Raw genomic sequence first — 13,735 nt, 5'->3', positions numbered from 1 at the left:
TTCGTGGCTCATAAGTTTTTTGAATACTTAACGAGATGAACCGTTATAACGTTATGATAATCTGTTGGCTATTTTCGGGTTTACGTTGTTTTAATCCGCTATTTTCTGTAAAATTTTTCCTTGTGCATCAAAAACAACTTTCCATTTTTCAGAAATATTTTTCAGTTCGACATGATAAATTATCTTTCTGTCTTCTGTAATTCTCTTTACATCATCAGTTCTGTAACCAGGAAAAGATTTTTTTATGGAAGCTAAAACGGTTTTTGGAAGCTTACTTTTAGAAAATTCTTCTTCGTGTCTTACCAGTTTTCCGTCTTTGGAATAGAAAGCTTTATGGTCATCACGTAAAAATCCGGTTTCAAATTCTACTTCATAATAGTTTCCTTTCATTTCCCAGTCGATATCTGCTGCTTTTGGAAAACTTTTCTGGAAACTGTTAAGGATAACGGAAGGAACTTCATTCTGATGAATGTCTTGTGCTGAAACATTGGTTAAACTTAACCCCAAAATGCTGATTGTTACAATTAATTTTTTCATAATGTAAATTTTTATAGTGCTAATTTCCGACATGATTCTGGAAACAATTGGGAACAACAGTTTCTGTTGATTAATTTTATTATTGAATTATGCAGGTAAAATACTTGTTTCTTATCGTTTGAAGTTACAAAATAAAATTACGCATTTGCGAAAATCAACAAAAATTAAAGTTCATAAACGAGTCTAAAAAACGAAGAAATATTTTCATCCTGATGGGAAACCGGAATTCCTGTTACGATTCCAACAGCAAAATAAGAATTGAGTTTAATTTTTACCTGCGGACGAAGCGTAACAAACATTTTCCCATGACTAATTTCTTGGTTGACTTCTACACCAATAAAATGACCGGAATTTGGTAAAGAATACATCACCGAACTATTGATTTGCCAATCAACAGGGGTTCCGTTTTCTCCCAATTCATGCTGAATCATAGGGTAGGTGTAAACTAAAGTGTGAATATGAGAACCCCATTTTTTAGCCGCCACAAAAAACGGACTGTACACCAACCCTGTAATAAATTTTCCTTTTTCGTAATTTTTGAAATCTGTAAATTCAATAACCTGAGTATAACCTAAAGCCATAGAAGCCTGAGATTTTTCGGAAACAAAAAAGGTGTACTGCGCAGAAAGTCTGATTCCGTCTAATTTATTTCCCGGAATTTGTTCTTTGGTCGTGCTATTTTTCGGACTGAAAAAAGAAAAATCGGTTTCTACTTCTAAACCTAATCTGTTGATGGGAGCAAATTCGTATTCTGCTAAATAAGCATTTTCTTTGTAATTTTTTCCACTTGAAAAATCGGCTCCCAAATTAAATTCTTTTTCTCCCTTTCTTGCACCAAGGTCTCTCACTAAATCCTGAAAAATAGGCTCAGCATGAGATACTTTTATGGGTTTAGATGGAGTTTGTGCAAATGCTGAAAAGCATCCTAAAATGTTTAAAATTCCTGCGGTTAAAATCAGTTTCGTTGTTTTCATATTGCAAATCAACGGTACGAATCGGGAAAATTTTGGGAAGAAATCTGGAAAGAAACGGGAATTTGTTTTTAAGTAAAAAGTAAAAAGTTTTTTGATAAATTTTAAATTGTTTCACGCAGATTTTGCAGATTAAGCTGATTTTTTATTTGTGTGATTTGCAAAATATGGGAGAGCTTAAAATTATTTTTGCTCTGGAGGAGCAATATCTGTGTAGAAGATGGTTATTATCAATAAAATTGCGCTTCGTAGGAGCGCTATCTTTAACGGAAGCTTAAACAATTTTATAAAATACTATAATGAAAACGTGTAGCGAAAAATTAAAAATTCACCGAAAACTCATGCATTCCATTTTTAAAATCATAAGAAACTGAAAAATCATACAACTCTGCAATTGCTTTTACAATCGCCAATCCCAATCCGCTACCAGATTGATGTTGCTCAGACTTTTGGAATCTTGTAAATATCTTTCCATGCTCCAAGGAATTATCGATTCCGGTATTGAGAACGCTCAGTTTTTTAGCCTCAATCTTCACTTCAACTTTTCCTGATTTTATATTATGAAAAATGGCGTTCCGTAATAAATTAGAAACAATAATGTTGATTAATGCGGCATCGGCTTTTGCTAAAAGTTCATTGTTTTCAGAAAAACTGATTTCGACTTCTTTAAACTCGGCAATATCCTGAAGATATTCTATATTTTTTTTAACAATATCATTGACTTTAATTTCCTGATTGTCAAAAAACTGTTTGTTTTCAATTTTTGTAAGCAGAAGAAGTGATTTGTTGAGACGAACCAATCTTTCGATAATTTCCATAATCTCCGCAATCTTTTCAGCCTGATTTTCTGTGAAATTTTCCTTTTCAATTAACAGTTCCAATTTGCTGATGGCAATCGCTAAAGGAGTCTGAAGTTCGTGAGACGCATTTCCAATAAATTCTTTTTGTTGCTCATAGCTTTTTTCACTGTATTGCAATAAAGTAGTGACGGCATCCTGTAAGTCACTGAATTCTTTGGTTTTTGTTTCAATATTCGGAAAGCTCTTACTGACTCCTAAGCGATAATTTTTAAGCTCATTAAGCAGTTCATAAAAAGGTTTCCAAAGTCTTTTTAATACAAGATTGTTAATGACCAAAATACTGAAAATTAAAAGAACATATAATCCGGCAGCATCCCAAAGCAATTCTTTTACGAGATCGTCTTCTTCAACCATATTATTGAAGATTTTTAATTCATAAAAATTTCCATTCTGTTCGAAAACCGTGGTCAAAACTCTTACAGGTTCTAGTTCGGGAGCTTCATCATCGGCATCCTGCGCGTAGATTTCGGTATCTTGATAGGTATCTTTAAAACTCAGAGCTTTTTCTTCGCTTATTTTATTAACCGAAAAAAAACCTTCATCAAACGTTTTTTGCTGTAAAATAGTAGAATCTTTTTCTGCTTTGAAAACAATTTGTCTTTTGTAATTTTCGAGCTCTTCATCTACACTTCCTTTAATTTCATCGAGCATATTGAAATAGAAAACCACAGACCAAAGACTAACAATCAAAAGAAGCCAGCCGATGAGGTGCAAAAGTGAGCGGTTGAGGAGTTTCATTTTTCTATCAATTTGTAGCCGATCCCGTAGACTGCTTCAATTTCAATTTCGGCGTTTGATTGCTGTAGTTTTTTTCTTAAATTTTTAATCTGATAATAAATAAAATCAAAATTATCTGCCTGATCGATATGATCGCCCCAAACATGCTCTGCCAAAGCAGTTTTGGTCACCAATCGTTTTTTGTTGAGTAGAAAAAAATGAAGAATATCAAACTCTTTTCGGTTAAGGGTAATCTTTTCTTCATCAACTGTAAAAGTTCTTTCTGTAAGATCTAGCTCGATGTTAGCCATCTCAATACTATTTTTACCTTCCTGATTTTTTCTACGGAGAACTGCTTTTATTCTGGCGTTGAGTTCGGCATTGTGAAAAGGTTTGGTTAAATAATCATCGGCTCCGAGTTCCAATCCTGTTAATTTATCATCAAGAGAATCTTTTGCAGAAATAATGATGACGTTTTCAGATTTTCCCATGTCTTTAAGCTGTTGAAGAAGTTGAAGACCATTTCCACCGGGAAGCATAATGTCGAGAAGAATACAATCATAGGTGTACAAAGCAATTTTTTCGCTCGCCATATGATAATTTTCTGCGGTCTCAATAAGAAACTGCTCCTGAATCAAAGAATCATGAATAGATTTTAAAAGTTCTTTTTCGTCTTCTACAACAAGGATTTTCATGTAACAAAGGTAGAGAATGATTCTGGAAAGAGTTGGGAATTAAAATGAGAAGTGTTTTAATACTAAACTTTTAATTTGCTATATAATAATAAAATTCATCATTAATATATACAAAATCCATTATCTCAAAAAGATGATTGTCTTGCTCCATTTTTTTACTTGATGAAAAATAATAACCATAAGAATTATCTGTAAAACCGTCTTTTAAGAAAAAAACACCTTTATTAGTTTTTACTAATGAATAAATATTAATTTCTTTCATCAAATTGAGAATCTTTTCTTGCTCTCTGTTAAATTTAATCTTTTTCTCAATATTTATTTTAGTTGAAATAGGGAATGGTGATTTATTAGAAATTATGTAATTCCAATATTTGCTGTTTTCTTTATATAAATTATCGACACGTTGCAGTGAATTTTGATTTAAAAATATGAGATTATTATTTTTTTGAACAGCTGAAGCAAGTTCTTTAAATTTATTAATATTTTTATTCAAAAACTCTATATTAGAGGTTTTTTCTAGCCAACCTTTTTTTAGAAACTCATTAGGTTTTGCTCCAGCTTCTATGTCGCTAAATTTATAGTGTTGGGAGAATCCGCCCCAAAAAAAATTAGATATTTCGCTTGAAGTTCTTACCGAATCTAGGCTCCAAACTTTTTCGTGCTTTAATGGTCTAATATCCCATTTAGAAAATGGTTTAGAAAATCGTAGATATTCCTCTATCGAAATTTCCTTTACTGTAGTTAAGCTATCCAAGTGTCGAAATATTTTTAAATCGAAATTTTCATTTTTATTTAAAAATTCTTGACTGAAAATTATAGTAGCTGAAAAAATAAAAAATAATGTTAGAAACCTTTTCATATGATAAATCTGTAATAGTTTAGCATCAAATATAAAACTTTTGTTCTTTTGAGTATAAATGATTTATATTTTATCAATTTCCGCTAAAAAAAGCTTTATCTCCTCCGATTTCTGCGTACCAATCAACAGCTTTTTATTATCATTAAAAATCAATTGAAGCCCGATATTTCCTGAAACGTTGTATGCTTTTCCTTCTCCAAATAATCCAATTCTCAAACCCCAACCTCCATATTCGCCGATTGGAGAATATTCTCTGATATAGGCTTCTTTAATAGTTTTCCAAGGGTAATATTTAAACCGTAAGTGAAACGGAAAAAGCCTTACTCTTATTCCCAATTCGTCTATTTTTGTTTCCAAACGAATTGTAAAGAATAAAAGAATTATTGAAAAGGGAATTGTAATTGATATAATAAATCCTATTGTTGAAAAATCTTCTCTGTCTTCAATGATAGTATATATTGTAAAAATCATTGTAGCAGAGAGTAACAACCAAAGCCACCATTGTCTGAAGCTTTGTTTTTCGTAGAATATAGAATTCTCTTTCATAGGATTAGTTTTAAGTAAAATTAAATAAAAATGATGAGTTGTTTAAGATATTTTCTTTTTAAGAAAGATTTAAGGTTTAAAAATGAAATACTATTGAGAATATTTTTACTTTTGATAAAATAACATTTCATGTTTATGAATAAAATACGGGATATTGGATTGAGTTGTGCAATCGTTTGCGTTGCTGCGAATTCCATGAATGCGCAGGCCTCGATTCAAGTTAAAAATACTCAGAATTTCGCAAGAAATGAAATTGTTTCTCTTTCAATTAATCAGTTGAAGACCTATTTAGGGAAAAATAAAGCAGATGATTTACGAATAAAAGATGCTCAAAATAATTATCAAGTCATTCAGTGGATTGATAATGATGGTGACGGAAAAAATGATGAGTTGCTTTTTCAGGCTAAAGTTGATGCTAAAAAGACAAATTCTTATACCATCATTGCAGATTCAAAAACTTCGGTTCCTGAATCTAAATTAACAACTTATTCAAGATTAGTTCCTGAACGCGTTGACGATTACACCTGGGAAAATGATAAAATAGCATTCAGAGTGTATGGTCCTAAAGGTCAGGCTGAAGCATTGGCGGGAGTAAAAGGAAGTACACTTTCTAGTGGAGTTGATATTTGGTTTAAAAGAACCGAAAAATCGGTTATTAATGAATGGTACAAAGGATATTTAACCGATCCGATGTATTATCACAAAGATACGAGAGGTGAAGGTTACGATCCTTATCATGTAGGAGACAGTCGTGGAACAGGCGGAATTGGTATTTGGAAAGATGAAAAACTACAAGTTTCTCAAAATTTTACAAGCTCTAAAACAATTGCAGAAGGACCTTTAAGAACCATTTTTGAATTGACTTATGCACCATGGAGCGAATTTGGCGTAAAGGAAACCAAAAGAATTTCTTTAGATTTAGGCTCCAATTTTTCTAAATTTGAATCAAGTTTTGATGTTGAAAAACCTGCCCCCAATTATACAGTCGGAATTTCTTTACATAAAAATGAAGGCGAATCAAAATTGAATGATAAAGCCGGATATTATCTGCATTGGGAGAAAATTGATGATGCTTTTGTGGGGGAAGGAATTGTTATTAATCCTAAAATTATACAAAAATCTGTGGCTCACAAATCTGAAACGCCTGATCAAAGTAATTTACTAGTCGTAACAAAACCTCAGAAAAAACTCACCTATTATGCAGGATTTGCTTGGCAGAAAAGCGGACAAATACAAACTCAAAAAGATTGGGAAACTTTGTTGCAGAAGCAAACTCAAATAGTTGCCAATCCGTTACTCATTACCGTTAAATAAGTTTTTAATAATGATTAAATCAAAACTTTCAATTGCCATATTTTGTCTGGCATTTTCAGGAATTTCAGCACAGGTAAAAGATACTTTGGTAGAAAAAATGATGGTTTATCAACTTCCAAACGGAGGTTGGGGAAAACATACGAGTGATAAAAAAAATGTGGATTACACGAAAAAAATAGATGCTAAACTTTTAAAAATAATTAAAGCTACGGATAACGATTTTGCGACGATTGATAATAATGCAACGTCAAAAGAAATCAATGGCTTAATCAATGCTTATCAGACTACTAAAAATCCAGCTTACTTAAAATCTGCAGAAAAAGGAATTGAATATTTGCTTTCGATGCAGTATGAAAATGGTGGTTTTCCGCAGTATTTTCCAAACTCGGCGATTTATAGAAAACAGGTGACGTATAATGACAATGCGATGATTAATGCATTGACTGTTTTGTACAATATTGCAGAAGGAAAAGAAGGTTTTGATATTGTAGATTCTAAGTTGAAAGACAAATCTAAAGTTGCCGTTCAAAAAGGACTGCAATGTATTTTGAAAACTCAGGTTGTACAAAACGGGAAATTGTCAATTTGGGCAGATCAGTACGACGAAAATACTTTAAAACCTGAGAAAGCAAGAGCTTTTGAGCCAGTTTCATTAGCAACCGGAGAGTCGGTACATATTATTTTGTTTTTAATGAAGCAAAATTTAAATCCCGAAATTGAAAAATCAATCAGAGCTGCTGTACAATGGTTTGATGAAAGCCGAATTAAAGATTATACCTATAATGTTGCCCGTGAAAATGGTAATGCTGTTCGTGTTTTATCTAAAAAAGAAGGCTCATCGGTTTGGGCAAGGTTTTATGATATTCCGACCAATAAACCAATTTTTGGTGACCGTGACGGAAGTGTAAAATTCAATTACGAAGATGTTTCTTTAGAGCGTAGAATGGGCTACAGTTGGTACAATGAAGCGGGGACTAAATTGATTGAAAGTGACTTTCAGAAGTGGTTGAAGAAAAATAAATTGTCGCAGTAAAATAATGAACCTCATAGGTTTTTAAAAACTATGAGGTTTCATGAAAAAAGAAATCCTGATGTTGTTGCATCAGAATTTTTTTATCTGGCGCAGATTAAACAGATTTTGCAGATTTAATTTTTGTGCAATCATTCGTGAGAATTTGTGTAATTCGTGGCAAATTTAAAACAAAGGCAGAAATTCCCTGAGTGTTCATCCATTTTGCAATCTGAAAAGCACCTTCATCATAGGTAAATTTAGAATATCCACCACCGGGAATGATGATGACCGATTTTGGGTTTCTTTCTTTTATGGGAGATGAAAAAGCAAAAAGTTCAGGTTCTTTCAGTTCGGCCAAAAGCTTTTTTTTCTTAGTTTTTGAAGCTAATATTTTTGAATTGGGCATTGCGCCTTTTGGCCAGAATATAAGTTTTTCCTGTCCGGAGAATTGACTTGATAAGAAAATTAATAAAATGAAAACAGCTTTTTTCATTAAGTTTATGATTGATGTTGTTGGTTTTTCGCAAAGGCACAAAGTTTATTTTAAAATGCTGTTTTAAGGTGCAAGAAAATCAAAGATTTTCAGTGAGTTTTTTACATCACTATATTTATCGAAGACAAAATCTTTGCGCCTTAAAATTTGAAGTTGATCAATTTATTTGCGTCTTTGCGATTAACCAAATTAATTTTTATTTCAAAAAATCTTCTCTGAATGGTGTAAAAGCATCAATCAGTTGTCCAGCTTCTAAACATTTTACACCATGAAAAATATTGGGTTGAGCAAAAAAACCATCACCTTTTTGTAAAACTTTTGTTTCTCCATTAACTGTTACTTCAAATTTTCCTTCTGCAACGTAAGTAATTTGAGAATGGAAATGTTGATGCAAAGCTCCAATGGCATCATTTTCAAATTTCACGATAACCATCATAACCTGAGAATTGTACCCGACAAACTGTCGTGAAACGCCGTTTCCCAAATCTTCCCATTCTGAATTGCCGTCGAAAAAAGGTTCTTTTTTGAAATTCATTTTTTATGTTTTTGAATTTTAAACTTTAAACTAATTTGAACTCACTTTGTCATGCTGTAAGCATCTAAACGCGAATCTCTAAAGTATAGCTTAGATCCTTTCAGGATGACAAATCGATGTTGATAATTTCTCGCAGATTTATTGATTACGCAGATTTTAAAGAATTTATCTGTGAAATCTGTGTAATCCGTGGGAAACTATTTAATATATTTTTCCAAACCTGTCTTTAAATTCTTCAAAGACTTTGTAGCGAGTTTTGCAACTGTTTCTGCTCCTAGTTTTGATAGATGTGTATCATCTGCTTTGTCTTTATCATAATATGCATTTTCACCTGCTTTAAAATAAAGATGCAATAATTTTGATTTTTCCGGACCTGCAGAAATTTCCATTTGCTCGGTCAATAATTGCATATCAACAAAAGGCACTTTCATATCGTCTGCAACCATTCTTACGACCAAAGGATAATCGGTATGCGTGTCAATTAAAACTCCATTTTCATTGAAGTTTCTTCTTGTAATGGAAGTCATTAAGAGTGGAGTTGCACCTTTTGCTCTTGTTTCATTCACATATCTTTCCAGATTGGCTCTGTATTGGGTGTGTGGATTGGTAAATTTTGTAGAATCTTTGAGTTTCTGATCGTTATGACCGAACTGAATAACTACAAAATCACCTTTTTTTATTTGCTTTTCTACTTTATCCCAACGTCCTTCGGTTCTGAAGCTTTTTGAGCTTCTCCCATTCATCGCGTGATTCTGAATTTCAACTCCGTTGGTCATGAATTGCATTAAAACCTGTCCCCATCCATGTTCTGGGTTTTTATCAGGATTTTCTTTGTTGGCCATTGTAGAATCGCCAATCAGAAATAGGGTTGGTTTTTTTTGAGCCAATATTAAAGTTGAAATGGTTAAACTGAATATTAAAAGTATTTTTTTCATTTTTAAATTGATTTGTTTGGAGGTGCTTCGACAGGCTCAGCATGACATCGCTAATACTAAATGTTATATATTTAAATAATTTAAGATTGAGGATTACTCATTACCAATTACTTATTACTCATATTACGGATTCCAGTCTCCGAAGATATTTTTTAATGTATATTTTTTTGCTTCTTTTTTTGTTAGCTGATGAGACCATGCTACACGGTTTTCAGGTTTTCCACCTTCACCTTTGCTTTTATATTCTGCATAGTAAGCGGTTTTGTCTTTATCGGGAAACATTTTATCGCCTTTCCAGGGATTCCACCCTTCGGGAAGAATGTGATTTCCCATTTCGGTATTGATGAAAACAGTTTTGGCATACGGTCTCCAAGGTCTTCCCAAAAATACTTTGTTGATGCCTTCTTTGGCGATTAATTGACAGTCAAAAAATACATAACCGAACTCTTTACTTTGGTCTGTTGATGCTGCAGTAATGTAAGAATTGGCCAAACTTTTTATAGTACAATTTTTAAATACAACCGTTGCAGAGCCAAATAGAAAATCTGTTGTTCCTTCGATATCACAGTTTTCATACAATTGTCTGCTATGATTTCCGCCAGTATAAACTGTATCTTGGCAACCCAAAATTTTAGAATTTTTAATACTAAAACGATCACCTTCTACATGAAGTGCAACGGCTTGTCCTTGGTTGCACCAAGCATTTTGAATTGTTACATCAGAAATTTTAATATCATCCGACATTACTAGAAGAGTGTATGAATTAAATGTGGTCATTTTCTCGTTCAAAGCATCCATTTTACCGGAATAATCATCGTTGGTAATGATGGTTTTTTCCTTGTTTTCGCCTTGTAAAGTTATTTTATGTTTAGAAGAAGGAATAACAATTTTTTCGTGATACGTTCCTGCTTTTATTTTAACTAAAGCTTCTCCAGGTCCTAAATCTCTAATGGATGTGATGGCTTTTTGAATGGAGGTGAATTGCCCACTTCCGTCTTGTGCAACGGTGATTGTTATATAGGGTTCATTTTTTGCCAATAAAAAATTGGTAATTGAAATGAAGAGAATTAAAAATAGTTTTTTCATTTTAAAAATACTTTTTTTCATTTTTCTTTTGTCTTAAAACAAAAGAAACAAAAGTTCAAGGCTGGATTTTTCCACTAAAAATTTAAAATAAATCCTAAAATTCCCAAACTCGTGTGGATTCAAAATTTTATTTATTAAGATTATTCACCCCACACTCAAACAATGGGAATTTCTTAACGATTTTATTTGAAATTTTCTTAACGTTTCAAACTCCTAAGCCAATTTAAAGATGCACTTTCCCTAAGTCTCAACCTTATTTCAAAGTTTTATCTAAAAAATCAACCGTCAGATTCAATGTTTCAGTGAACCAGGGTTCTGCAGACCAAAAGGAGTGCGGTGTGTCTTTTATTTCGTGATACTCGGTAAAGATATTATGAGTTCTTAAAATCTTCATCATGTCGTCTCTTCCTGCATGAAATCGAGGTTGGGAAGAATTGATGAATAGAGTAGGAGGTGTATTTTTATCAACAAACTCTAATGGTGATGCATCTGTCCAGTTTTTTAGATTAATATCTCTGTCGCCACCTAACCAAAAAGCTGCATACGTACTTTCTTCAGCTTCGGGATGAATAAAAGATACAATTCCGTCAACATTTACGATGGCTTTTATTTTTCCTTTTGCCTGAACCCCTACCAAAGTAGAGATTTGAGCTCCGGCAGATTCACCAAGTACTGCAATTTTATTTTGATGTAAAGAATATTTTTTTCTGTTTTTCTTTAAAAATGTAATGGCATTATTGACGTCATCAATTGCGGCAGGATATTTTGCGACTTCACTCAAACGGTAACCGACGGCTATGGCCACATAACCTCTGGAAGCCAATTCCTGAGCCATATATTTTTCATTTTCCTTACTGCCTGAAATCCAACCTCCACCGTGAACTAAAGCAATTCCTGGATATTTTTTGGTTTCATCTTTCGGATAATAAATATCTGCTTTCAACGATAATCCATTGATGTTTGCATATTCTACATCTTTATCAATATTAATATTCGATGGAACTGGCCTGTTTAATGGAGTAATGAACGGATGTTTCTTTTTAAGCTTTTCGTAGGTCGCTTCATTCGTGTAAGGAGAAGCATTCGGCTTTGTCTGACCGAATGCTTTTGCTCCTACAAAAAAAACAAAAAGAAAATATAGTTTGTGAAAACTCATTTTTTAAATTAATTTGATGATAATTTAACCACAAAAGTCACAAAAGTTTTTTAACACATTAGTAACTTTTAAGTTTCATACTTTGAAAATAATAAAGATCACATAAGTTTAAAAATCAAAGATTTTTTTTGTGTTTGAAATCTCGAATCATAAAACCTATTTCACCGCATTTTATTAACCACAAAAGTCACAAAAGTTTTTTGACACATTAGTAACTTTTAAGCTTAACATTTTGAAAATATTTAAGAACACATTAGTTTAAAAATCAAAGATTTTTTTTGTGTTTAAAATCTCGAAATTAAAACCCCGAATCAAAAAACACGAAACACGAATCTCATATCCCGTATCCCGAAACTTACTTCACTGTGTTTTTAGCAACTTCTTTTGAAATGCTTAATTGCTCGCCTTTTACATCTTTCGGAAGTTTTACCGCTGAAGTTTTATTCCCTAGAACCTTAATTGTTGGTTTTTGAGAAGATTCTAATTGAAGAGTTGAAAGGTCTATATTTTTGCTGTTGTAAATCACAGCTCCAGATCCTTCACTGTATTTTAATTTAACATTTTTAAGTTGAATTCCGTCTGCATCTACTATGGTTAAGGCTTTTTTAGTGTCAAATTGAGAGTCTTCAATCACGATGTTTTTGATGTTCATTTCAGCTAAACCATTGATGGTAATTGCTTCATAAGAATTAACTGCGCTGATATTTTTAAAATAAATATTTCTGAAAATTGGCGTTTCCTCATTTACAGCAAAAACTTTTTCAGGAGCTTTATTGCCTTCTTCTTTTTGCCCATCCTCTAAAACAGGAGACGAACCTTCGTAGAACATATTAAAACCAATGGTTTGCGTAGGAATATTAATCATATCAATGTTTTTTAGATAAATATTTTCAACAATGCCCCCTCTTCCACGAGTTGTTTTGAAACGAAGACCAATATCGGTTCCGATAAACGTACAGTCTGAAACATGAATATTTCTTGCTCCACCAGACATTTCGCTTCCGATAACGAAACCTCCGTGACCGTGGTACACTATATTGTTTTTAATGATTACATTTTCAGTTGGCATTCCTCTTTTTCTTCCGTCTTCATTTTTTCCGGATTTAATACAGATTGCATCGTCACCCACGTCGAAAGTATTGTCATAAATCAAAACATTTTTACAAGACTCTAAATCTAAACCATCACCGTTTTGAGAATACCAAGGGTTTCTAACCGTAAGATTTCTTAAAATTAAATTAGAAGTCATTAATGGATGAAGGTTCCAAGCCGGAGAATTTTGGAAAGTTGGTCCATCTAAAAGAACCTGATCACAACCAACAATGCTCACCATTACCGGACGAAGGAAATCTTTTACAGATTCCAATTCAGATTTAGCGATTTTATCTGGAACGTTGAAGCTTGAGCTGCTTTCAAATCCTTTTTTATAGCTTTCTGAAGGATACCAGCTTTTACCGTCTGCAGAGAGTAATCCGCCGGAAGCAACCAGTTTTTTCCATTCTGTTTCAGATAGTTTTCCTTTTTTTACAGCTCTCCATGCATCACCATTTCCATCGATTACTCCTTTTCCTGTAATCGCAATGTTTTTGGCATTTTTTGCTGAAATTGGAGATTGGCAACGAATGGTTTCCAATCCTTCAAAACTTACGTCTACCAAAGGATAATCTGCTTTATCTTTAGTGAAAATTACGTATGCTCCTTCTTCTACATGAAGATTGATATTGCTCTGTAAAACAATGGGCCCTGTTAACCACATTCCTCTGGGAACAACCAGTTTACCGCCGCCTTTTTTTACCAATGCATCGATTGCTTTTTTGAAAGCTTCTGTATTTTTTACTTTTCCACCTGTAATACCTCCAAAATCTTTTATTGACACCGTGTTTGCGGCGAAAGACGTTTCTGTAACCTGTGGCATTTTAAACTCAATATCTTTATAAATGCTAAGGTTTTGTGCGTATATCTGTCCCGAAAACATCATCGCTGCAACAAGACCGATTATTTTGAATGACTTCTTCATTA

At 32.9% G+C, this 13,735-nt stretch carries 14 protein-coding genes; 2 read left to right on the top strand and 12 right to left on the bottom strand.

The features are described from left to right. Positions 1 to 90 precede the first annotated feature (90 nt). The 6 genes from LO744_RS17715 to LO744_RS17690 form a co-directional block, all read right to left on the bottom strand. Complete coding sequence (locus tag LO744_RS17715; protein ID WP_230671763.1) at positions 91 to 537, bottom strand: PepSY-like domain-containing protein; 447 nt, start codon at positions 535 to 537, stop codon at positions 91 to 93. A gap of 164 nt (positions 538 to 701) precedes the next feature. After that, positions 702 to 1,511, bottom strand: coding sequence for an HAEPLYID family protein (locus LO744_RS17710; protein ID WP_230671762.1), 810 nt, complete (start codon positions 1,509 to 1,511; stop codon positions 702 to 704). 317 nt (positions 1,512 to 1,828) lie between these two features. Continuing rightward, positions 1,829 to 3,106 carry a sensor histidine kinase gene (locus tag LO744_RS17705; protein ID WP_230671760.1) on the bottom strand — a complete coding sequence of 426 codons (1,278 nt, stop codon included), beginning with the start codon at positions 3,104 to 3,106 and terminating at the stop codon, positions 1,829 to 1,831. Continuing rightward, positions 3,103 to 3,780 (bottom strand): response regulator transcription factor, encoded by a 678-nt coding sequence (locus tag LO744_RS17700; RefSeq protein WP_230671758.1) that lies wholly within the window; start codon positions 3,778 to 3,780, stop codon positions 3,103 to 3,105. The genes LO744_RS17705 and LO744_RS17700 overlap by 4 nt, the downstream gene beginning before the upstream one ends. Before the next feature lie 70 nt (positions 3,781 to 3,850). Beyond that, positions 3,851 to 4,639, bottom strand: a complete 789-nt coding sequence (locus tag LO744_RS17695) for a hypothetical protein (RefSeq protein WP_230671755.1) — start codon at positions 4,637 to 4,639, stop codon at positions 3,851 to 3,853. A gap of 63 nt (positions 4,640 to 4,702) precedes the next feature. After that, positions 4,703 to 5,185 (bottom strand): hypothetical protein, encoded by a 483-nt coding sequence (locus tag LO744_RS17690; RefSeq protein WP_230671753.1) that lies wholly within the window; start codon positions 5,183 to 5,185, stop codon positions 4,703 to 4,705. A gap of 135 nt (positions 5,186 to 5,320) precedes the next feature. On the opposite strand from LO744_RS17690, the gene LO744_RS17685 reads away from it, so the two are divergent. Together LO744_RS17685 and pelA are read left to right on the top strand one after the other, a co-directional pair. Beyond that, complete coding sequence (locus LO744_RS17685; RefSeq protein ID WP_230671751.1) at positions 5,321 to 6,499, top strand: DUF4861 family protein; 1,179 nt, start codon at positions 5,321 to 5,323, stop codon at positions 6,497 to 6,499. A gap of 10 nt (positions 6,500 to 6,509) precedes the next feature. After that, a complete protein-coding gene (pelA, locus tag LO744_RS17680) occupies positions 6,510 to 7,532 on the top strand; it encodes a pectate lyase (protein WP_230671749.1) in 1,023 nt (340 codons plus the stop codon). 94 nt (positions 7,533 to 7,626) lie between these two features. Here pelA and LO744_RS17675 read toward each other — a convergent pair whose 3' ends face one another. The 6 genes from LO744_RS17675 to LO744_RS17650 all read right to left on the bottom strand — a co-directional run bounded on the left by LO744_RS17675 (position 7,627) and on the right by LO744_RS17650 (position 13,733). Beyond that, the gene (locus tag LO744_RS17675; RefSeq protein ID WP_230671747.1) at positions 7,627 to 8,004 is read right to left on the bottom strand and encodes a hypothetical protein; all 378 of its coding nucleotides are present in this window, start codon (positions 8,002 to 8,004) and stop codon (positions 7,627 to 7,629) included. Positions 8,005 to 8,200: 196 nt separating this feature from the next. Beyond that, positions 8,201 to 8,539 carry a cupin domain-containing protein gene (locus tag LO744_RS17670; RefSeq protein ID WP_230671746.1) on the bottom strand — a complete coding sequence of 113 codons (339 nt, stop codon included), beginning with the start codon at positions 8,537 to 8,539 and terminating at the stop codon, positions 8,201 to 8,203. A 197-nt stretch (positions 8,540 to 8,736) separates the two neighbouring features. Next, positions 8,737 to 9,474: a rhamnogalacturonan acetylesterase gene (locus LO744_RS17665; protein WP_230671744.1), complete on the bottom strand. Its 738-nt coding sequence runs from the start codon at positions 9,472 to 9,474 to the stop codon at positions 8,737 to 8,739. 123 nt (positions 9,475 to 9,597) lie between these two features. Continuing rightward, a complete protein-coding gene (locus LO744_RS17660; protein WP_230671742.1) occupies positions 9,598 to 10,560 on the bottom strand; it encodes a pectinesterase family protein in 963 nt (320 codons plus the stop codon). Positions 10,561 to 10,813: 253 nt separating this feature from the next. Continuing rightward, entirely contained in the window at positions 10,814 to 11,716 is a 903-nt protein-coding gene (locus LO744_RS17655) for an alpha/beta hydrolase (protein WP_230671740.1), read from the bottom strand. A gap of 355 nt (positions 11,717 to 12,071) precedes the next feature. Beyond that, positions 12,072 to 13,733 (bottom strand): glycoside hydrolase family 28 protein, encoded by a 1,662-nt coding sequence (locus LO744_RS17650; RefSeq protein WP_230671738.1) that lies wholly within the window; start codon positions 13,731 to 13,733, stop codon positions 12,072 to 12,074. Positions 13,734 to 13,735: the final 2 nt, after the last annotated feature.

This window comes from Chryseobacterium turcicum (genome assembly GCF_021010565.1).
Lineage (GTDB): Bacteria > Bacteroidota > Bacteroidia > Flavobacteriales > Weeksellaceae > Chryseobacterium > Chryseobacterium turcicum.
Note: the sequence above shows the minus strand (reverse complement) of the source record. Positions and strands in the feature narration are given on the sequence as shown.